The 21,248-nt window shown below is 67.6% G+C and carries 18 protein-coding genes; 11 read left to right on the top strand and 7 right to left on the bottom strand.

Features of this window, described 5'->3' with window-relative positions:
- Positions 1-150 precede the first annotated feature (150 nt).
- The 4 genes from lysS to ACN8ZM_RS11390 form a co-directional block, all read right to left on the bottom strand.
- The gene (lysS, locus tag ACN8ZM_RS11405) at positions 151-1,677 is read right to left on the bottom strand and encodes a lysine--tRNA ligase (protein ID WP_043190322.1); all 1,527 of its coding nucleotides are present in this window, start codon (positions 1,675-1,677) and stop codon (positions 151-153) included.
- An 82-nt stretch (positions 1,678-1,759) separates the two neighbouring features.
- Positions 1,760-2,864 (bottom strand): peptide chain release factor 2 gene (prfB, locus tag ACN8ZM_RS11400; RefSeq protein WP_105392842.1). Its coding sequence is split into 2 segments (ribosomal slippage): positions 1,760-2,782 and positions 2,784-2,864, totalling 1,104 coding nucleotides; the frame shifts between segments, so codons are not numbered across the junction.
- 152 nt (positions 2,865-3,016) lie between these two features.
- Positions 3,017-4,714 (bottom strand): single-stranded-DNA-specific exonuclease RecJ, encoded by a 1,698-nt coding sequence (gene recJ, locus ACN8ZM_RS11395; RefSeq protein WP_420209995.1) that lies wholly within the window; start codon positions 4,712-4,714, stop codon positions 3,017-3,019.
- 14 nt (positions 4,715-4,728) lie between these two features.
- Positions 4,729-5,793 (bottom strand): regulator, encoded by a 1,065-nt coding sequence (locus ACN8ZM_RS11390; protein WP_420209994.1) that lies wholly within the window; start codon positions 5,791-5,793, stop codon positions 4,729-4,731.
- Between the two features lie 162 nt (positions 5,794-5,955).
- Between ACN8ZM_RS11390 and ACN8ZM_RS11385 the strand changes: the two genes are divergently transcribed.
- The 9 genes from ACN8ZM_RS11385 (at position 5,956) to ftsB (ending at position 17,015) form a co-directional block, all read left to right on the top strand.
- Positions 5,956-7,209 (top strand): lipoprotein-releasing ABC transporter permease subunit, encoded by a 1,254-nt coding sequence (locus ACN8ZM_RS11385; RefSeq protein WP_420209993.1) that lies wholly within the window; start codon positions 5,956-5,958, stop codon positions 7,207-7,209.
- Positions 7,202-7,960, top strand: a complete 759-nt coding sequence (lolD, locus tag ACN8ZM_RS11380) for a lipoprotein-releasing ABC transporter ATP-binding protein LolD (protein WP_080741810.1) — start codon at positions 7,202-7,204, stop codon at positions 7,958-7,960. Before ACN8ZM_RS11385 ends, lolD begins: the two co-directional genes overlap by 8 nt.
- Before the next feature lie 67 nt (positions 7,961-8,027).
- The gene (locus tag ACN8ZM_RS11375) at positions 8,028-8,816 is read left to right on the top strand and encodes a TatD family hydrolase (protein WP_420209992.1); all 789 of its coding nucleotides are present in this window, start codon (positions 8,028-8,030) and stop codon (positions 8,814-8,816) included.
- Between the two features lie 57 nt (positions 8,817-8,873).
- Positions 8,874-11,357, top strand: a complete 2,484-nt coding sequence (locus ACN8ZM_RS11370) for a DNA internalization-related competence protein ComEC/Rec2 (protein WP_420209991.1) — start codon at positions 8,874-8,876, stop codon at positions 11,355-11,357.
- A gap of 225 nt (positions 11,358-11,582) precedes the next feature.
- A complete protein-coding gene (locus ACN8ZM_RS11365) occupies positions 11,583-12,428 on the top strand; it encodes an alpha/beta fold hydrolase (protein ID WP_043190308.1) in 846 nt (281 codons plus the stop codon).
- A 180-nt stretch (positions 12,429-12,608) separates the two neighbouring features.
- On the top strand, positions 12,609-14,261 hold the full coding sequence (locus tag ACN8ZM_RS11360; protein ID WP_043190306.1) for a CTP synthase: 1,653 nt from the start codon (positions 12,609-12,611) through the stop codon (positions 14,259-14,261).
- 2 nt (positions 14,262-14,263) lie between these two features.
- Positions 14,264-15,118, top strand: coding sequence for a 3-deoxy-8-phosphooctulonate synthase (gene kdsA, locus ACN8ZM_RS11355; protein WP_043190304.1), 855 nt, complete (start codon positions 14,264-14,266; stop codon positions 15,116-15,118).
- A gap of 106 nt (positions 15,119-15,224) precedes the next feature.
- Positions 15,225-16,508, top strand: a complete 1,284-nt coding sequence (eno, locus tag ACN8ZM_RS11350; RefSeq protein ID WP_011352544.1) for a phosphopyruvate hydratase — start codon at positions 15,225-15,227, stop codon at positions 16,506-16,508.
- An 81-nt stretch (positions 16,509-16,589) separates the two neighbouring features.
- Positions 16,590-17,015, top strand: coding sequence for a cell division protein FtsB (gene ftsB, locus ACN8ZM_RS11345; protein ID WP_043190303.1), 426 nt, complete (start codon positions 16,590-16,592; stop codon positions 17,013-17,015).
- Positions 17,016-17,104: 89 nt separating this feature from the next.
- Here the strand turns inward: ftsB and ACN8ZM_RS11340 are convergent, their stop codons facing one another.
- The 3 genes from ACN8ZM_RS11340 to ACN8ZM_RS11330 all read right to left on the bottom strand — a co-directional run bounded on the left by ACN8ZM_RS11340 (position 17,105) and on the right by ACN8ZM_RS11330 (position 19,119).
- Positions 17,105-17,479, bottom strand: a complete 375-nt coding sequence (locus ACN8ZM_RS11340) for a hypothetical protein (protein ID WP_089450880.1) — start codon at positions 17,477-17,479, stop codon at positions 17,105-17,107.
- Between the two features lie 139 nt (positions 17,480-17,618).
- Positions 17,619-18,569, bottom strand: a complete 951-nt coding sequence (hslO, locus tag ACN8ZM_RS11335) for an Hsp33 family molecular chaperone HslO (protein ID WP_043190298.1) — start codon at positions 18,567-18,569, stop codon at positions 17,619-17,621.
- Positions 18,570-18,594: 25 nt separating this feature from the next.
- A complete protein-coding gene (locus tag ACN8ZM_RS11330) occupies positions 18,595-19,119 on the bottom strand; it encodes a gamma carbonic anhydrase family protein (RefSeq protein WP_420209990.1) in 525 nt (174 codons plus the stop codon).
- A gap of 157 nt (positions 19,120-19,276) precedes the next feature.
- On the opposite strand from ACN8ZM_RS11330, the gene ACN8ZM_RS11325 reads away from it, so the two are divergent.
- A complete protein-coding gene (locus tag ACN8ZM_RS11325; protein ID WP_043190294.1) occupies positions 19,277-20,134 on the top strand; it encodes a ferritin-like domain-containing protein in 858 nt (285 codons plus the stop codon).
- A gap of 177 nt (positions 20,135-20,311) precedes the next feature.
- Positions 20,312-21,202: an alpha/beta fold hydrolase gene (locus tag ACN8ZM_RS11320; protein WP_301769591.1), complete on the top strand. Its 891-nt coding sequence runs from the start codon at positions 20,312-20,314 to the stop codon at positions 21,200-21,202.
- Positions 21,203-21,248 lie beyond the last annotated feature (46 nt).

Genomic DNA, 21,248 nt, shown 5'->3' with positions numbered 1-21,248 from the left:
TACCGGGAAAACCCGGAGAAGGCCGTTACGACGAGGGGATAAAACGGGGGAGGATCGAAACCTGGCGGACGCCGGCTGGCGGGATTTACGCGTCGTTACAAAGCTGACGCGTGCGCGCCGCAGGGCGCGGCGCACACGCGGGCGCGGCGATCAGTCTTCGCGGCGCAGATGCGGGAACAGCAGCACGTCGCGGATCGTCGGGCTGTCGGTCAGCAGCATCACGAGACGGTCGATGCCGATCCCGCAGCCGCCGGTCGGAGGCATCCCGTATTCGAGCGCGCGGATGTAGTCGGCGTCGAAGAACATCGCTTCCTCGTCGCCCGCATCCTTCTGCTCGACCTGCTTCTTGAAACGCGCGGCCTGGTCTTCCGGATCGTTCAGCTCCGAGAAGCCGTTCGCGATTTCGCGGCCGGTCATGAACAGCTCGAAACGCTCGGTGATGCCCGGCACCGTATCCGATGCGCGTGCGAGCGGCGACACCTCGACCGGGTAGTCGATGATGAAGGTCGGCTCCCACAGTTGCGCTTCGGCCGTTTCCTCGAACAGCGCGAGCTGCAGTGCGCCGATGCCCGCGTTCAGGAACGCCGGCTGCGACACGTCGACGCCGAAGCGCTTCAGCTCGGTGCGCAGGAACGCGTCGTCCGACAGCTGGCCGTCGGTGTAGTCCGGTGCGTACTTCTGGATCGCCTGCGTGATCGTCAGGCGGTGGAACGGCTTCGCGAGGTCGAGCTCGCGGCCCTGGTACTGGATCGTCGCGGTGCCGAGCGCATCGATCGCCGCCTGGCGGATCAGTTGCTCGGTGAAGTCCATCAGCCAGCGGTAATCGGTGTACGCGGCGTAGAACTCCATCATCGTGAATTCCGGGTTGTGACGCGGCGACACGCCTTCATTCCGGAAATTGCGGTTGATTTCGAACACGCGTTCGAAGCCGCCGACGATCAGGCGCTTCAGGTACAGCTCCGGTGCGATGCGCAGGAACATCTGCATGTCGAGCGCATTGTGATGCGTGACGAACGGCTTCGCGGCCGCGCCACCCGGGATCGGGTGCAGCATCGGCGTTTCGACTTCCATGAACTCGGCGTTGTCCATGAACTTGCGGATCGACGCGATCGTCTTGGTGCGGGCGCGGAACGTGTCGCGCGTTTCCGGTGTGACGATCAGGTCGACGTAGCGCTGGCGGTAGCGCATTTCCTGGTCGGACAGGCCGTGGAACTTGTCCGGCAGCGGGCGCAGCGCCTTCGACAGCAGGCGCAGTTCCTTGCACTGGACCGACAGCTCGCCCTTGTTGGTGCGGAACAGCACGCCGCGCGCCGCGACGATGTCGCCGAGGTCCCACTTCTTGAATGCGTCGTAGGTTTCCGCGCCGACGTCGTTCGGCGTCACGAAGAACTGGATCTGACCCGAACCGTCCTGCACCGTCGCGAAGCTCGCCTTGCCCATCACGCGCTTGAGCATCATGCGGCCGGCGACCGACACCTCGACCGGGTTCGCTTCGAGCGCGGCCTTGTCCGAGTCGGCGAATTTCGCCTGCAGGTCGGCTGCGTGGTGCTCGGGCCGGAAGTCGTTCGGGTAGGCGACGCCTTGCTCGCGCAGGGCGCGCAGCTTCTCGCGGCGCTCGGCGATGATCTGGTTTTCGTCCGCCGTGACGGCGGGCTGCGTTTGGGTCGGTTCGGTCATGATGGTCGGAATTCGGAGTGGGTGCGGCAACGCAAACGGGAAGGGCAAGGGGGCGCGACCCGGCAGGGCCGCGCCACGGCGCTTACACGCCCTGTTTGAGGCTCGCGCTGATGAAGTCGTCGAGGTCGCCGTCGAGGACAGCTCGCGTGTTGCTCATTTCGACGTTCGTGCGCAGGTCCTTCACGCGGCTCTGGTCGAGCACGTACGAACGGATCTGGTGGCCCCAGCCCACATCGGTCTTGCTCGATTCGAGCTTGTCCTGCTCGGCCTGGCGCTTGCGCATTTCAACTTCGTACAGGCGCGATTTCAGCATCGCCATCGCTTCTGCGCGGTTGCGGTGCTGCGAGCGGTCGTTCTGGCACTGCACGACGATACCGGTCGGCATGTGCGTGATCCGCACCGCGGAGTCGGTCTTGTTGATGTGCTGACCGCCCGCGCCCGATGCGCGGTACGTGTCGATGCGCAGGTCGGCCGGGTTGATCTCGACTTCGATCGAGTCGTCGATTTCCGGATACACGAACACCGACGAGAACGACGTGTGGCGGCCGCCCGACGAGTCGAACGGCGACTTGCGCACGAGGCGGTGGATGCCCGTTTCGGTGCGCAGGAAGCCGTATGCGTATTCGCCCGAGACCTTGACCGTCGCGTTCTTGATGCCGGCGACGTCGCCGTCGGACTCTTCGAGCACTTCGGCCTTGAAGCCCTTGCGTTCGCAGTAGCGCAGGTACTGGCGCAGCAGCATCGACGCCCAGTCGCACGCCTCGGTACCGCCGGCGCCGGCCTGGATGTCGATGAAGCAGTTGTTCGGGTCGGCCGGGTTCGAGAACATCCGGCGGAACTCGATGTCGCCCACGCGTGCCTCGAGCTTCGCGGCGTCTTCTTCCGACGCGACGAGGGTGTCCTCGTCGCCTTCCTCGCGGGCCAGCTCGAACAGGTCGAGCGCGTCGCGCAGGTCGCTATCGAGCGCGGTCAGCGTCGTGACGACGCCCTCGAGCAGCTTCTTCTCGCGACCGAGCGCCTGGGCGTTCTTCGAATCGTTCCAGACGTTCGGGTCTTCGAGTTCCTTGTTGACTTCGGTCAGACGCGCAGCTTTGGCGTCGTAGTCAAAGATACCCCCGAAGCTCGCCCGCGCGGTTGCGCAGGTCGAGCAGGGAGCTTTCGATCGCGTTGAGACGTTCCGCTTCCATGATCGTTCGCTATTCTTGCTTCGTAAAAAAGCGGAATTATAGCCGATCGGCAGGGTTGCCCGGTGACGCAAACGGTGCTCGCACGCGTGCCGCGGCCCCGTCCGGCGCGGCACGCGTGCAGCGCCGGGCATCGCGGGCCGGGCGGCCCGCGCTCAGCCGGCCGCGTGTTCGACGATCAGCTGGACGCGCGTGACGCCATTCCACGTGTCGGCGACGAGGCGGTACGCGACCAGCGCGCTCTCCGGCAGCGGCTCCGTGTGGTTGAACCAGATCGCGCTGAAGCGCTGGCGGCCGCGCGCCAGCTGCAGCTTCAGATGCTTTTCCTTCACGAGCGACTGGGACACGACGTCGAATTCGCCCGAGAAAAGCGGGGCCGGAAAGCCTTGCCCCCAGACGGCCTCGTCGAGCAGTCCGACGAACTGCGGCGTGAAGTACGCGTCCTCGAGTTCGCCGTCGGTTTCGATCACGCGGGCGAGCGCGTCGTCGGACAACCATTCGCGCGCGACGGCCTCGAACGCGGCGGCAAAGCGCGGCACGTTCTCGGTGTCGAGCGTGAGGCCGGCCGCCATCGCATGGCCGCCGAACGCGACGATCAGGTCCGGTTCGCGCTTCGACACGAGGTCGAGCGCGTCGCGCAGGTGGAAGCCGGGAATCGAGCGGCCCGACCCCTTGACCCGCTTGCCTTCGTCGTCCGCGTGCGCGAACGTGAACGACGGGCGGTGGAATTTTTCCTTGAGCCGGCCGGCGACGATGCCGATCACGCCCTGGTGCCACTCGGGGTTGAAGAGGGTGATCGTGCATGCGTCGGCCGGATCGACGTCGGCGAGATCGGCGAGCGCCTGCTGCTGCATGCCGGCCTCGATTTCGCGGCGCTCGCGGTTCATCACGTCGAGCTGCTGCGCGAGATCCCATGCGCGGCCGATGTCGTCGGTGATCAGGCACTCGATCCCGAGCGACATGTCGGAGAGCCGCCCGGCGGCGTTCAGGCGCGGGCCGAGGCCGAAGCCGAGGTCGAAGCCCGACGCCGTGCGTGCTTCACGTGCGGCGGCGCGGAACAGCGCGGCGATGCCCGGCTGCATGCGGCCGTTGCGGATCCGCTGCAGCCCCTGCGCGACGAGTACGCGGTTGTTGCCGTCGAGCCGCACGACGTCGGCGACGGTGCCGAGCGCGACGAGGTCGAGCAGGCCGTCGAGGCGCGGCTCGGCTTCCTTGCTCGCGAAGGCGCCGCGGCGGCGCAGCTCGGCGCGCAGCGCGAGCAGCACGTAGAACATCACGCCGACGCCCGCGAGGTGCTTGCTCGGGAACGCGCAGCCGGGCTGGTTCGGGTTGACGATCGCGCGCGCGGTGGGCAGCGCGTCGCCGGGCAGGTGGTGGTCGGTCACGAGCACGTCGATGCCGCGCGCGTTCGCGGCTTCGACGCCGGCGACGCTCGCGATTCCGTTGTCGACGGTGATCAGCAGGTCGGGCTTGCGCGCGGCCGCGAGTTCGACGATCTCGGGCGTGAGGCCGTAGCCGTATTCGAAGCGGTTCGGCACCAGGTAGTCGATCTGCGCGCCGAACATCCGCAGGCCGCGCACCGCGACCGCGCAGGCGGTCGCGCCGTCGCAGTCGTAGTCGGCGACGACCAGCAGGCGCCGCTTGTCGGCGATCGCGTCGGCGAGCAGCGACGCCGCGTCGGCGCAGCCCTTGAGCTCGGTGGGCGGGACGAGGCGCGCCAGCGCGGTCTCGATGTCGGCGGGGGACTGCACGCCGCGCGACGCGTACAGGCGCGCAAGGACGGGATGCAGGCCGTGGCGCGCGAGCACTTCGGCGTCGGCGGGCGCGACGGGGCGGGTAACGATCCGGGTCATACGGGGTCTGCTTGTTATTCGAACAGGGAGGCCAGCGCGCGGCGGCGCCAGAATTTGCGCAGGTCGCCGCGCGTCGCGTGCAGCGTCACGGAACTCGTGTCGCCGCACAGCGTGATATCGACGCTCGCGAGCTCGCTGGATTGCAGCGCGGCGAGGACCGGCGCGAACCAGTCGCGCTCGAGCGCGGCGAGTCCGTCGTGCCAGCGCGCCCAATCCTGCTCGATGAACGGGGTGGTCAGCGTCGGCAGTTCGACGAGCGTCGCGCCGTCGGCGGCGGGCAGCGTGCCGAACGCGGCCGGCAACGCGCCGGCATCGGCTTGCGCGGCGCGCGCAAGGCCGAGCGCCGCGGGCGATGCGGACAGCACACGCGCGAACGGCTTGCCGACCGGCTTCAGCGTGCCCTGCGCATGGAACCAGATCGAATTGACGGCCGGCAGGCCACGCGCCTCGCGGGCCTCGTTGACCGGATGCTGGAACCACGCCATCTGCACTTCGTTCTGCAGCTTCATCCACATCCGCGAGCGTTCGCCCGTATGGGCCTCGTGCGGCAGCCAGATCTCGATGTTGCGGCCGCTCGCGCGCAGCGGCGCGGCGCCGGCGAGGCGGGCGAGCTGATCGCTCGACAGATACCAGCGTGACGGGTTCGGCGCTTCGAGCCGGACGCCGAGCTCCTCGATCAGCGGCCGCGCGACCGCGAGCAGCGCGGCTGCGTCGCCGTCGGCGAGCGCGAGGGCGGCCGGATCGACGAGCACCAGGTGATCGTGCGCGATTTCGACGTGGACGGGCTCGACGCAGGCCCACGCGTGGGCGCCGGGGTCGCCGCCGTCTGCCAGCAGCATGTAGGGCGCGAGCGGCGCCTCGTCCGCGGCGTTGCCCTGGGTCGCGCCGAACTGGCGGGCCAGCCAGCGCTCGTGCGGCAGCGTGCGCTGGAAGTCCTCGCCGGCCACGCGCTCGACGAGGCTGGCGCGGGCGAGCAACTTTTCGAGCGCGGGGCTGTCCAGCGTGTGCAGGGACGAGGCCGCATCGGCCGCCGACGGCAGCGCGAACGGAACGAGAAAATGGAGGCGTCGGTCGTGCATGATGGTGCGCATTGTATGGCAAACTGCGCGCGTGATCGGGCCGGCTGACGGCCCGTTCGCGTCCGGCGGCCGTTTTTCGACCGTGCCCGGGCCGGTGGCCGCCACCGCGCGGCGGTCCGGCCGCGGGGCGCCTCCCCGCCGTAACCAGCAGAAAGGATTCGCTTGAAACTTCCGTACGAATGGCAGATCGGCTGGCGCTACACGCGCGCCGGCAAACGCACGACCGGTAACGGCTTCATTTCCTTCATCGCGCTCGTGTCGATGCTCGGGATCGCGCTCGGCGTCGCGGCGCTGATCGTCGTGCTGTCGGTGATGAACGGCTTCCAGAAGGAAGTGCGCGACCGCATGCTGTCGGTGCTCGCGCACGTCGAGGTGTTCTCGCCGACGGGCTCGATGCCCGACTGGCAACTGACCGCGCAGGAAGCGCGCCGCAATCCGTCGGTGATCGGCGCGGCGCCGTATGTCGATGCGCAGGCGCTGCTCACCCGCCAGGATGCGGTGAGCGGCGTGATGCTGCGCGGCGTCGAGCCGACGCTCGAGCCGCAGGTGTCGGACATCGGCAAGGACATGAAGGCGGGCCAGCTCGGCGCGCTCGTGCCGGGCCAGTTCGGCATCGTGCTCGGCGATGCGCTCGCCGGCAACCTCGGCGTGACGGTCGGCGACAAGGTCACGCTGGTCGCGCCGGAAGGGTCGATCACGCCGGCCGGCATGATGCCGCGGCTGAAGCAGTTCACGGTCGTCGGCGTGTTCGAGTCCGGGCACTACGAATACGACAGCACGCTCGCGATGATCAACATCCGCGACGCCGAGGCGCTGTTCCGGATGGCCGCGCCGACCGGCGTGCGGCTGCGGCTGAAGGACATGCAGAAGGCGCCGGACGTGGCGGTCGAGTTGTCGCATACGCTGTCGGGCAGCCTGTACATCCGCGACTGGACCCAGCAGAACAAGACGTGGTTCTCGGCCGTGCAGATCGAGAAGCGGATGATGTTCATCATCCTTACGCTGATCATCGCGGTGGCCGCGTTCAACCTCGTGTCGTCGCTCGTGATGACGGTGACCAACAAGCAGGCCGACATCGCGATCCTGCGTACGCTCGGCGCGCAGCCGGGGTCGATCATGAAGATCTTCGTCGTGCAGGGCGTGACGATCGGCTTCGTCGGCACGGCGTCGGGCGTCGCGCTCGGCTGCCTGATCGCGTGGAGCATCCCGTGGCTGATCCCGATGATCGAGCACCTGTTCGGCGTGCAGTTCCTGCCGCCGTCCGTGTACTTCATCAGCGAGCTGCCGTCCGAACTCGTCGCGAGCGACGTGATCCGGATCGGGCTGATTGCGTTCGTGCTGTCGGCCGTCGCGACGCTCTATCCGAGCTGGCGCGGCGCGAAGGTGAAGCCGGCGGAGGCGCTTCGCTATGAATGATCGCGCGACCGCATTCGCGGATGCAAAACAACACAACAGACAGGATTCGGCAGGTATGCAGGATTACGTGCTTCAGGCGCGCGGGATCACGAAGGCATTCGTGCAGGGCGGCTTCAACGTGCAGGTGCTCAACAATACCGAACTGACGGTGCGGCGCGGCGAGAAGCTCGCGGTGGTCGGCGCGTCGGGTTCCGGCAAGAGCACGCTGCTGCACGTGCTGGGTGGGCTCGACGAGCCGAGCGCGGGCGAGGTGTCGCTGCTCGGCAAGCCGTTCACGCAACTCGCCGAGCGCGAGCGCAACGAACTGCGCAACCGTGCGCTCGGCTTCGTCTACCAGTTCCATCACCTGCTGCCCGAGTTCACCGCGCTCGACAACGTCGCGATGCCGCTGCGCATCCGCCGAATGACGACCGAGGACGCGCGCGAGCAGGCCCAGACGATGCTCGAGCGCGTCGGTCTCGGCCCGCGTGCGAAGCACCGTCCGGGCGAACTGTCGGGCGGCGAGCGGCAGCGCGTCGCGATCGCGCGCGCACTGGTCACGAAGCCCGCGTGCGTGCTCGCCGACGAGCCGACCGGCAACCTCGACGGCACGACGGCCGACACGGTGTTCAACCTGATGCTCGAACTGTCCGAGACGCTCGAAACGAGCTTCGTGATCGTCACGCACGATCCCGATCTCGCCGCGCGCTGCGACCGCATCATGCGGCTGCGCGACGGCGTGCTGTACGAGGAACCGGCGCTGCCGGTGTAAGAAGCGAACGCGCTTGGCCTGCTGCCGGGGTCGTCCCGGTGCGGCGCCAGGGCGCAGGACTGCCGCCATGTGGATCGACACGCACTGCCATCTCGATGCCGCCGAGTTCGACGCCGACCGCGATGCGGTCGCGCACGCGGCGCGCGCGGCCGGCGTGTCGCGCATCGTGATCCCGAGCGTCGGGCGCGACAACTTCACGACGGTGCGCGAGCTCGCGCAACGCACGCCGGGCGCGGTCTACGCGCTCGGCATCCATCCGATGTATACGCCGTGCGCACGGGACGAGGATCTCGACCTGCTGCGCATGGAGATCGAGGCGAGCCTCGACGATCCGCGCTTCGTTGCGATCGGCGAGATCGGTCTCGACTATTTCGTGCCGGGGCTCGACGAAGACCGGCAGCAGTTCTTCTACCAGGGACAACTCAAGCTCGCGCGCGAATTCGATCTGCCCGTGCTGTGTCACGTGCGCAAGTCGCAGGATCGCGTGCTGGCCGGGCTGCGCCGGTTCGGCGTGCGGCGCGGCATCGCGCATGCGTTCAACGGCAGTTTCCAGCAGGCAGAAGCGTATCTCGCGCAAGGGCTGCATCTCGGCTTCGGCGGCAACGTGACCTTCACGCGGGCGCTGCAGATCCGCCGGCTCGCCACGGAGTTGCCGCTCGACGCGCTCGTCGTCGAGACCGACGCGCCCGACATCGCGCCCGAATGGGCGTACAAATCCCGCAACACGCCCGACCAGGTGCCACGCATCGGCGATGTACTCGCCGAACTGCGCGGGCTCGACACCGGCGCAGTGTCCCTATGCACTTCGGCCAACGCGCTCGCCGCGCTGCCGCGACTCGCACTTTCGTCCGCATAATCGTTGCCGGAAGGCGCCGCATTCGCCATGGCGGCGCCGGGTCGACGAGGAGGTGCGATGCGCGTGTGGTGGATCGCGTTCGCGCTCGGCGTGGTCGTACTGCAGCGGCAGGCGGCGTTGCCGGGTGCGTTCGCCTGGACGATCGGTGCAGCCGTGCTCGCGGGCTGCGCGGTGCTGGGCGTGTGGTGCATGCGCCGCCGGCGCACGCGGTCGACCGTCGCGCTCGGATGGATGCTATGCGCGCTCGCGGCCTGCGTCGCGGGGTTCGGCTACGCGGCCGCGCGGGCCGAATGGCGGCTGGACGACAGCCTGCCCGTCGAGTGGGAAGGGCGCGACATCGTCGTGACCGGTGTGATTCGGGGGCTGCCCGTGATCGACGAGACAAGTGCGAGGCTGCTGTTCGCCGTCGAGTCGAACGATGCGGGGCTGGCTCGTTTTCCGCCGCTGATCCGGCTGTCGTGGCGCGCGTATGGCGCATCGGCGACACGCGATCCACTTCCCGATCTGCGTGCCGCACAGCGCTGGCGTTTCGTCGTGCGTCTGAAGCGCCCGCATGCCGAGGCCAATCCCGGCGTGCGTGACAGCGAGGCGGCGTGGCTGGCCGCAGGCATTCGCGCGATCGGCTATGTCAGCGCGCCCGGGCGGGCGGTATTGCTCGATGCGCGCGTATCGGGATGGCGTGCCTCGATCGATCGGCTGCGCGATGCGCTGCGCTCGCGTATCGCCGAGGCGCTCGGCAGCGACGCCAGCCATCGCGGCATCGTCGCCGCACTCGCGATCGGGGATCAGTCGGGCATCGGCGACGACGATTGGCGCGTGCTGCGCAGCACGGGCACGAGCCACCTGGTCGCGATCTCCGGCCTGCATGTCGGGCTCGTCGGCGCGATCGCGGGCGGGCTCGTGTCGATGGTCTGGCGCCGCCTGCGCTGGCGCGCACGGGCCGCGACGCTCATGTTGCCGGCGCCGTACGCCGCCGCGCTCGCCGCGCTCACCGCCGCGGCCGGATATGCGGCGCTCGCCGGTTTCAATGTACCGGCGCAGCGCGCGTGGTGGATGATCGCGGCCGGCGGCATCGCGTATCTGGCCGGGCGCAGCGTACCGACTTCTGCGGTGCTGTGCGCGGCACTCGGCGGCGTGTTGGTTGCGGATCCGTGGGCTGTGCTGTCGGCCGGGTTCTGGCTGTCGTTCGGGGCGGTTGCCGTGATCCTGATGGCCGTGGCCGGTTGGCGTGGCGTGCGTGAGCCCGATGCGGAACGCGAGGAGGGGGATGGCACGGCAGGCTTGTCGAGCCGGTTGCGTGCGTGGGGGGCACGCGCCGGGCGCCGTATCGCCGAGGCCACGCGCGTGCAGTACGCGGTGACGATCGGTCTCGCTCCGCTGACGGCCGCATGGTTCGCGCAGATCTCCCTGTCGGGCCCGTTCGGCAATGCGTTTGCGATTCCGTGGGTCAGCTCGGTCGTGACGCCGGTCGTGCTGGCCGGCATCGCGCTGCCTGCGCCGTTTGATGCGTATGCGTTCCGGCTTGCGCACGCGGCGCTCGAACCGATGATGACGTTGCTCGGGCACCTCGCCGACTGGCCGGCGGGCGTGTTCTGGTTGCGCATGCCCGACGGGCCGGTGCTGGTGCTGGCCTGCGTGGGCGTCGCATGGGCGCTGATGCCGCGCGGCTGGCCGTTGCGCTGGGCGGCACCGCTCACGTGGCTGCCGCTCGTCGCGCCGGCAGCCGATACGCCGCCGCCGGGCGGTTTCCGGCTGACCGTGCTCGACGTCGGGCAGGGCGCGTCGGTGCTGGTGGAGACCGCGCGGCGCACGGTGCTGTTCGATGCGGGGCCGGGCGCGGAGTCGACTCATGCCGGCGCGCGGATCGTTGCGCCGGCACTGCGTGCGCGTGGCATCGCGGTGATCGATTCGCTCGTGCTCAGTCACGCGGATGCCGATCACGCGGGCGGTGCGCCAGCCGTCTATGCGGCAGCCGACGTCCGACAGCTGCTGGCCGGCATTGCGCCGAACAGCCGGCTGTGGCGCGACGCGGCAGCCGCCGGCGTCGCCGACCGGCTGCCGTGTGTGGCCGGGCAGCACTGGACCTGGGACGGCGTCGCGTTCACGATGCTGTGGCCGCAGGGCGGCCCGGGTGCGGGTACCTCGAATGGGCAGTCGTGCGTGCTGCGCATCGACGCGGGCGACACGTCCGCACTGCTGACGGGCGACATCGAGGCGCGCGCCGAACGCCGGCTCGTGGACGCTGCGCGCGACGCGCTGGCCGCGCAGATCCTGGTCGTTCCGCACCACGGCAGCCGCACGTCGTCGGTCGAGCCTTTCCTCGATTCGGTCGGGCCGCGCGTCGCGGTATTTCCTGTAGGCTATCGCAATCGTTTCGGGCATCCGCACCGGACGGTTCTCGCCCGTTACGAGGCGCGCGGGATTCCGCTGCCGCGTACCGATCGCGACGGTGCCGTGCGGTTCGACGTCGCACCGGCCGACGGCGGGTTTGCTTTCGAGCGTTATCGCGACGTTCGGCGACGGTACTGGATGGACCGGTGATCGCGGCGAGGGCCGGCGTAGCGAGAAAGAAGGCCCGGGACCCGCGCATCATGTCGAAGCATGGGCCCGGCAGAACACGAAGCAGAGGGCCGGGGCTGACCCCGGTCGACCGCGAAGCATCGGACTGGAGTAAGCGCTGACGCGCTAACTCCGGCCGACCGCGAAGCATGGGACCGGAGTAAGTGCTAAAGCACTAACTCCGGTCGACAAAGGAGACATCGGCGTTTGAAGGACATCCTCCATTTCTCGCACGCGAACGGCTTCCCGGCGTCGACGTACCGGACGATCTTCGCCGAACTGGCCGACGACTACGAGCTGCGCTACATCGAACGGATCGGCCACGACCGCCGCTACCCGGTGACGCGCGACTGGCCGCATCTCGTCGAGCAACTGCTCGATGACATCGGCAGCCGCTACGAGCGTCCCGTCTGGCTCGTCGGTCATTCGCTCGGCGGCTACCTGTCGCTGATGGCCGCGCTGAAGAAGCCGCAATGGGTGCGCGGCGTCGTGATGATCGATTCGCCGATCATCGCGGGCTGGCGCGCCGGCGCATTGCGTGCAAGCCAGTGGGCGGGGCTCGACGAGCGGCTGTCGCCGGCCGCCGCGACGCGCAACCGGCGTACGCGCTGGGTGAGCCGCGATGACGTCTGGCGGCATTTCCGCGAGAAGCCGGCGTTCGCCCGCTGGGACGAACGGATGCTGGCGGACTACATCGACTACGGGATTCCACAGGCCGGTGCCGACGGCGAGCGGGCGCTCGCGTTCGACCGGCAGGTCGAATACCTGATCTACCGGACCCTGCCGCACACGCTCGGCCCGCGGCTCGCGCACGGCGCGCCGGTGCCGCTCGGTTTTCTCGCCGGCACGCGTTCGCGCGAGGTGCGCCAGGTCGGGCTCGATGCGACGCGCCGCGCGGCGCGCGGTCGCGTCGAATGGCTGGAAGGCAGCCACCTGTTCCCGATGGAGCGGCCGCTCGAGACCGCCCGCGCATTGCAGCGGATGCTGAATTCGCTGAAGGCGGTGGAGGGCGATGTGACGCAGGGCGGTGCCCCGCTCGCGAAGCGCGCCTGACGCACGATTGGGCGGCCGGGGCGCGCCTGCGATGCGCGCGGTTGCGCCGGCCGGCGGGCAGCTTCGCCCCGGCGCGCACGGCTGGTGCGGGTCGGCGCGAAAGGGCGCGATCATCGAGTCAATTGCTGAGAGAAGGGCGGGCTTTACGGTATAATCCGTTTTTCCCGCGAGCATCCAGCGATGACCAAATATGTTTTCGTCACCGGCGGCGTAGTTTCTTCCCTTGGCAAGGGTATTGCCGCCGCTTCCCTCGCCGCGATCCTCGAATCGCGCGGTCTGAAAGTCACCCTCCTCAAACTCGATCCCTACATCAACGTCGACCCCGGCACGATGAGCCCGTTCCAGCACGGCGAAGTGTTCGTGACGGAAGATGGAGCGGAGACGGACCTCGACCTCGGCCACTATGAGCGCTTCATCAGCACGAAGATGCGCAAGGCCAACAACTTCACGACCGGCCAGATCTACGAATCGGTGATCCGCAAGGAACGCCGCGGCGACTATCTCGGCAAGACCGTGCAGGTCATTCCGCACATCACGAACGAAATCCAGGCGTTCATCGAGCGCGGGGCCGCGTCGGCCACCTGCGGTGAGCCGGATGTCGCGATCGTCGAGATCGGCGGCACGGTCGGCGACATCGAATCGCTGCCGTTCCTCGAAGCCGCGCGCCAGATGAGCCTGCGCCTCGGCCGCAACAGCGCGTGCTTCGTGCACCTGACGCTGGTGCCGTACGTCGCGACGGCCGGCGAGCTGAAGACGAAGCCGACCCAGCACAGCGTGCAGAAGCTGCGCGAGATCGGCATCCTGCCGCACGTGCTGCTGTGCCGTGCGGACCGCCGCATTCCGGACGACGAATCGAAGAAGATCTCGATGTTCTCGAACGTGCCGGAAGACGCCGTGATCTCGGTGTGGGACGCCGACAGCATCTACAAGATTCCGCAGATGCTGCACGACCAGGGCCTCGACCGCATCATCTGCGAGGAACTGAAGCTGTCGCCGAAGGACGCCGACCTGAGCATGTGGTCGGAACTCGTCGAGAAGCTCGAGAACCCGAAGCACGAAGTGACGATCGGCATGGTCGGCAAGTATGTCGACCTGACCGAGTCGTACAAGTCGCTGATCGAGGCGCTGCGCCACGCATCGCTGCACACGTCGACCAAGGTCAACATCGAATACATCGACTCGGAAGAGATCGAGTCGAACGGTGTCGACAGCCTGAAGCACCTCGACGCCGTGCTGGTGCCGGGCGGTTTCGGCCGTCGCGGCACGGAAGGCAAGATCGCGGCGATCCGCTATGCGCGTGAAGCCAAGGTGCCGTATCTCGGCATCTGCCTCGGCATGCAGCTCGCGGTGATCGAGTTCGCGCGCGACGTCGTCGGCCTGAAGCAGGCGAACAGCACGGAATTCGAGCCGGACACGCCGGAACGCGTGGTCGCGCTGATCACCGAGTGGTACGACCGCGACGGCAAGGTCGAGACGCGCACCGAGGAATCCGATCTCGGCGGCACGATGCGCCTCGGCTCGCAGCGTTGCCCGATCAAGCCGGGCACGATGGCCGAAGAGATCTATGGCAAGGACGTGAACGAGCGCCATCGCCACCGTTATGAAGTCAATAACCGCTTCGTGCCCCAGCTCGAAGCCGGCGGCCTTATCATCAGCGCCCGTACCCCGAGCGAGGATCTGCCGGAAATGATGGAGCTGCCGCGTTCGATGCACCCGTGGTTCGTCGGCGTCCAGTTCCACCCGGAATTCACGTCCACGCCGCGTGACGGTCATCCCCTCTTCAAGTCGTTCGTCGAAGCTGCGCTTGCCAACAAGCAAGCGCGCGGAGTGTAAGCATGAAGCTGTGCGATTTCGAGGTCGGTCTCGACAAGCCTTTCTTCCTGATCGCGGGTACCTGCGTCGTCGAATCGGAGCAAATGACGATCGACACGGCAGGCCGCCTGAAGGAGATCTGCGAGAAGCTGAACGTTCCGTTCATCTACAAGTCGTCCTACGACAAGGCGAACCGCAGCTCGGGCAAGTCGTTCCGCGGCCTCGGAATGGACGAGGGCCTGCGGATCCTGTCCGAGGTGAAGCGCCAGCTCGGCCTGCCGGTGCTGACCGACGTGCATTCGATCGAAGAGATCGAGCAGGTCGCGTCGGTCGTCGACGTGCTGCAGACGCCGGCGTTCCTGTGCCGCCAGACCGATTTCATCCATGCGTGCGCGCGCTCGGGCAAGCCCGTCAACATCAAGAAGGGCCAGTTCCTCGCGCCGCACGACATGAAGAACGTGATCGACAAGGCGCGCGAAGCGGCCCGTGAAGCGGGGCTGTCGGAAGACCGTTTCATGGCGTGCGAGCGCGGTGTCTCGTTCGGCTACAACAATCTCGTGTCGGACATGCGTTCGCTCGCGATCATGCGCGAGACGAGCGCCCCCGTCGTGTTCGATGCGACCCACTCGGTGCAGTTGCCGGGCGGGCAGGGCACGAGCTCGGGCGGCCAGCGCGAATTCGTGCCGGTGCTCGCACGGGCGGCGGTCGCGACGGGCGTCGCGGGCCTCTTCATGGAGACGCACCCGAATCCGGCTGAAGCAAAGTCGGACGGCCCGAACGCGGTGCCGCTGAACCGGATGGGTGCGCTGCTGGAGACCCTCGTCACGCTCGACCAGGCGGTGAAGCGCAATCCGTTCCTGGAAAACGATTTCAATTAAAGATCGAATGAACCTTGCGACGGCTTCGCGCGTCAGTAGCGAAAGCGGTTCAGGCGCGTGCGCCGTCGCAGTTTGAAGAATCCATCGTCATTCTCAGAGGAAACCCATGAGTGCAATCGTAGATATCATCGGCCGCGAGATTCTGGATTCGCGCGGCAACCCCACCGTCGAATGCGACGTGCTGCTCGAATCGGGCACGATGGGCCGCGCGGCGGTGCCGTCGGGCGCGTCCACCGGCTCGCGTGAAGCGATCGAACTGCGCGACGGCGAAGCCGGCCGCTACAACGGCAAGGGCGTGCTGAAGGCAGTCGAGCATATCAACACCGAAATCTCCGAAGCCATCATGGGCCTCGACGCGTCGGAACAGGCGTTCCTCGACAAGACGCTGCTCGAGCTGGACGGCACCGACAACAAGTCGCGCCTCGGCGCGAACGCGATGCTGGCCGTGTCGATGGCCGTCGCGAAGGCAGCCGCCGAAGAGGCTGGCCTGCCGCTGTACCGCTACTTCGGTGGTTCGGGTGCCATGCAACTGCCGGTGCCGATGATGAACATCGTCAACGGCGGCGCGCACGCGAACAACAGCCTCGACATCCAGGAATTCATGATCGTCCCGGTGAGCCAGCCGACGTTCCGTGAAGCCCTGCGTTGCGGCGCGGAAGTGTTCCACGCACTGAAGAAGATCCTGAGCGACCGCGGCATGAGCACGGCAGTCGGTGACGAAGGCGGCTTCGCGCCGAACTTCGGCAGCAACGACGAGTGCCTGTCGACGATCCTGCAGGCGATCGAGAAGGCTGGCTACCGTGCCGGTGAAGACGTGCTGCTCGCGCTCGACTGCGCGGCATCCGAGTTCTACCACGACGGCAAGTACCAGCTCGCGGGCGAAGGCCTGCAACTGTCGTCGGCCGAATTCACCGACTACCTCGCGACGCTCGCGGACAAGTTCCCGATCGTGTCGATCGAGGACGGCATGCACGAAAGCGACTGGGAAGGCTGGAAGCTGCTGACCGACCGCCTCGGCAAGAAGGTGCAGCTGGTCGGCGACGACCTGTTCGTCACGAACACGCGCATCCTGAAGGAAGGCATCGAGAAGGGCATCGCGAACTCGATCCTCATCAAGATCAACCAGATCGGTACGCTGACCGAAACGTTCGCGGCAATCGAGATGGCGAAGCGTGCCGGCTACACGGCCGTGATCTCGCACCGCTCGGGCGAAACGGAAGATTCGACGATCGCGGACATTGCGGTCGGCCTGAACGCCGGTCAGATCAAGACGGGTTCGCTGTCGCGCAGCGACCGTATCTCGAAGTACAACCAGCTGCTGCGCATCGAGGAAGATCTCGGCGACATCGCAAGCTACCCGGGTAAATCGGCTTTCTATAACCTGCGCTAACGCGCTACTATCGGGTTCGTCATCTCGACGCCGCTCTGTGCATGTGCGCGGAGCGGCGCTTCTTATATCTGCGGTTCTTACATGCGGCTTGTCACTGTCGTCCTGATTGCCCTGCTGGCGCTCATTCAGTACCCCCTATGGTGGGGACACGGCGGCTGGCTGCGGGTGCATGAATTGCGTCAGCAGCTTGACGACCAGCTCCAGAAGAATGCGGACGAGAAGCTGCGCAACGAGCGCACCGCCGGCGAAGTGCAGGATCTGCAGAGCGGCACTGCGGCCATCGAGGAGCGCGCGCGCTACGAGATGGGCATGGTGAAGGACGGCGAGGTGTTCGTGCAGTTCGTGTCGCCGAATGCGCCGGCCGCGCCGCTGAACAACACGCCGTCGAATACGTCGACGCGCGGTGCCGTATCCGCGGCGCCGGTGCGTGTCGTGCCGAATCCGCAGTCGATCGCGAAGCCGTCGCGGCATCATGGCGGCGACAAGGGCAAGGCCGCTCATCACTGAGCGCAATTGCTCGAATCCATTGAAAAAGCGCGGGAAATGCCGCGCTTTTTTATTTCCTGCCGGTAGTCAATCGGCTGAGCGATGCACGCTCACCACCACCATCCTGGGTAGCCGTAGCTGATACCCGTGCCCCAGCGATTGCCCCATCCGCCGTAATACCCGCCGTAGACGGTGACGGGCGGCGGCGAGTAATAGGCCCACGCGCGCGCCGCTGCCTCCGCTGCGATCGCGCTGTTCTGTTCGCGCAGCACCTGCTGGTCGATCTCGTCGTAGCGCTTGCGTTCGGCGCTCGACAGCGCGCGCGGCTGGCCGCCCGATGCACCGGGTTCGGGCAGGCGGCTCAGGATCGTGGAAGTCGGCGGCGGCATCGCGCAGCCGGCAAGGGCGAGCGTGCCGGCGGCAACGCTCGTCAGGACGATGGTGCGGAACGATCGATGAAACGGTCGATGAAGCGGGCGATTCATGTGTTTCTCCTGCAGCGCGCCGACGACGGGAGGCGGCTTGCGCCGAAGTACGAGACTTCGGCGCCGGAGCCGTGCGTGCGACGCTCGTGCGTCATTATGCGCCCGTGCCCGGATGGCGGGCACCGGGCCGCTGCCCAGCTCAGTGACGCTGGTCGGTGGCGGGCGCGATGCCCGTCTCGACGCCGGGGGCCGCGAACAGCTGCGCGACGTCGACCGGATCGAATTCGTAGCGCTGATTGCAGAACTCGCAATGGATCTCGACGTGGCCGCGCTCGACGATCACGCTGTCGACCTCTTCGCGGCCGAGCATGCGCAGCATCGCGCCGACCTTCTCGCGCGAACACGAGCACTGGAAGCGCGTGCCGGCCGGTTCGAAGTGCTGCACGTTTTCCTGCCAGAACAGCCGGCGGAACACCACTTCCGGTTCGACTTCGAGCAGTTCCTGCGCGGACAGCGTGCCGCCGAGCGTGCAGACGCGCTCCCACGTATCGGTATCGGTTTCGGCATTACGCGGCACGATGCCGCCGTCGCCCGGCAGCTTCTGCAGCAGCATGCCGACCGCGCGGTCGCGATCGGCTGCGAGCCACATCCGCGTATCGAGCTGCTCCGAGTGATGCATGTAATGCTCGAGCACCTGCGAGACGGATTCGAGCGGGCCGTCGACGCCGTTCAGCGGCACGATGCCCTGATACGGCTGCTGGCCCGGCAGCTTGTCGGCCGGGTCGAGCGTGATCACGCAACGGCCGTGACCGCTCGCATTGACGAGCGACGGGAAGCTCGTGTCGTCGCCGATCGTCTGAGCGGCATCGCCGGCGAACTTCGCGGTGGCCCGCATCGACAGATCCGAACCGCACTGGACGACCAGCATCTGGACCGGCCCGTCGCCGAAGATCTGCATGATCAGGGTGCCGTTGAATTTCAGGTTCGCGGACAGCAGTGCGCACGCGGCCATCATCTCGCCGAGCACCGTGCGCACGGGGGCAGGGTAGTCGCGGCGGGAGAGCACTTCCTGCCACGTATTGCGCAGCGAAACGATCTCGCCACGCACGGGCGCCGCATTGAACATGAATTTCTGTAACTGGTCGCTCACTCTTCTTCCTTGAAATCCGTGCGAATCACCCGATCCGCACGAGTTGCTCCTTGAAATGCGCACGCCGCTCGATGTACGTCTTCGCGTTCGTGCGCAGCCGCGCAATGTCTTCCGCCGACAGCTCGCGCACGACTTTCGCCGGTGCGCCGAGAATCAGCGAGTTGTCCGGGAACGTCTTGCCTTCCGTCACGACCGCGCCGGCACCAACCAGACAGTTGCGGCCGATGACCGCTCCATTCAAGACCACCGCCTGGATACCGACCAGCGAACCTTCGCCGATCGTGCAGCCGTGCAGCATGGCCTGATGCCCGATCGTCACGTTCTCGGCAATCGTCAGCGGAAAGCCGGGGTCCGTATGCAGTACCGCGCCTTCCTGGACGTTGCTGCCCACGCCGACGGTAATCGTCTCGTTGTCGCCACGAATCGTCGCGCCGAACCAGACGCTCGCGTTCTCCTCGAGCACGACCTTGCCGATGATGGCCGCCGTATCGGCGACGAATACGCTTTCGTGGATCGTCGGGGCCGTATCGCCCAGCTTGTAGATCGTCACGGTGTCTCCTTGTCTCTTCGATGATGGGCGCCGGTAGAATGGCGCGTCTGGTTTGCCCGGCGCATTCGCATTGCTGCATTGCGCCGCGGAACAATCGCCTATTGTAAACCGTCGCGTGCGTGCGCTCCCGGGCCGCGCACGCGGGGTGTCCCCGTTCATGAGCATGGAGTCTTCTTCTTTCGGCAATGCGCCGGCCTGCGTGCGCCGCGCCGCGCTCGCCGCGTTGCGTGACACCGAACCCGCGGCCAAGGCCGCCCGGGTGCGCGCGCTCCACGAGGCGCTGCTGGCCGGGCAGGCGGCGATCGCCCCGTCGCTCGAGTTGCCCGAACCGGCCGATCTGCCCGGCCGCCCGGTGCGGCCGCCGCTCGTCGAGCCGCGCCAGCTCGAGCGCCGCAGCATGCGTTCGCCCGAAGGGCGCGCCGTGCTGCTGCACGCGCTGGCCCATATCGAGTTCAATGCGATCAATCTGGCGCTCGACGCGGTCTGGCGTTTCGCGGGTTTGCCGGGCGCGTTCTACGCGGACTGGCTGAAGGTGGCGGCCGAGGAGGCCTATCACTTCACGCTGCTGTCCGACCGTCTGGCGGCATTCGGGCATGCGTACGGCGATTTTCCCGCGCACAACGGTCTGTGGGAGATGTGCGAGCGGACCAAGGGCGACGTGCTGGCGCGCATGGCGCTCGTACCGCGCACGCTCGAGGCCCGCGGGCTCGACGCATCGCCGCCGATCCGCGCGCGGCTCGTCCAGGCGGGCGACGATGCGTCGGCCGCGATCCTCGACGTGATCCTGCGCGACGAAATCGGCCATGTCGCGATCGGCAACCACTGGTTCCGGCACCTGTGCGACGAGGCCGGCCGAGATCCCGTGCCGACCTACCGGCAGCTTGCCGAGCAGTATCATGCGCCGCGGCTGCGGGGGCCGTTCAATTTCGATGCGCGTCGCGATGCGGGATTCGAGCAGGCCGAACTCGACGAACTGGCCGCGCAGGACGGAGCGGACGGAAGCGCGCCACGCTAGCCGGCTCGCGTTCGGGTGCGTTTCGGCGGCTGTCGGCCGTCCGTGTGCCCGGCAGATGGCGTTTGCCGGCGGCCCCTCGCGTCCTGGAGCCGCTAGAGCGGTGCCTCGATTGCCGGACACCGGAAGGAAGGCGTCGCCGCTATAATCGAACGATCATTCTTTTTTCTGGCGGCTGCAATGAGTGCCTCGAGTTCTGTTTCCGATTTCGTCACGGTGCGCGGCGTCAAGCTGCATGTCCGGCGCTGGGGCCGGCCCGATGCGCCGACGCTGTTCATGCTGCACGGCTGGATGGACGTCGCGGCGTCGTTCCAGTTCGTCGTCGATGCGCTCGCGGGCGACTGGCAGGTGATCGCGCCCGATGCACGCGGTTTCGGGCTGTCCGACTGGCCGGTCGCGCGGCAGGGCGGCGGCCACTACTGGTTCCACGAATACCTCGGCGACCTCGATGCGCTCGTCGACCACTATGCGCCGACCGGCGAAGTCAACCTGGTCGGGCACAGCATGGGCGCGAACGTCGTGTGCCTGTATGCCGGCGCGCGGCCGGAGCGCGTGCGGCGCGTGGTCGATCTCGAGGGTTTCGGGCTCGCGCCCGCGCGGGCCGAGCAGGCGCCGCGCCGGCTGCGCGGCTGGCTGGACGAGTTGCGCGAACCGCCCGCGCTGCGCCCTTATGCGTCGCTCGACGACGTGGCGGCGCGCCTGACCAAGACCAATCCGCGGCTCGCGCCGCATCGCGCCGCGTTCCTCGCCGCGCACTGGTCGAAGCGCGGCGACGACGGCCAGTACCATCTGCTGGCCGACCCCGCGCACAAGATGCCCGGCCCGCAGCTGTACCGGCTCGACGAAGTGATGGCCACCTGGGCACAGGTACGCGCGAAGGTGCTGCACGTCGAGGCCGTCAATTCGCCGACGCTGGCGCACATCGCCGGCGACATCCCGCTGCCGGAATTCAAGGCGCGTTTCAACGCGTTCCCCGACTGGCGCGAGAAGCTCGTCGAGGATGCCGGCCACATGGTGCATCACGACCAGCCCGAGCAGATCGCGGCGCTGATCGAGGCGTTCTGCGCGTAAGCGCGCGGCGGCAGCGGCGGGGCAGGCGGGCGGCGCATTGCCGCGT

Source organism: Burkholderia aenigmatica, assembly GCF_048627025.1.
GTDB classification, from domain to species: domain Bacteria; phylum Pseudomonadota; class Gammaproteobacteria; order Burkholderiales; family Burkholderiaceae; genus Burkholderia; species Burkholderia aenigmatica.
This window is presented reverse-complemented; position numbering and strand designations above follow the sequence as displayed.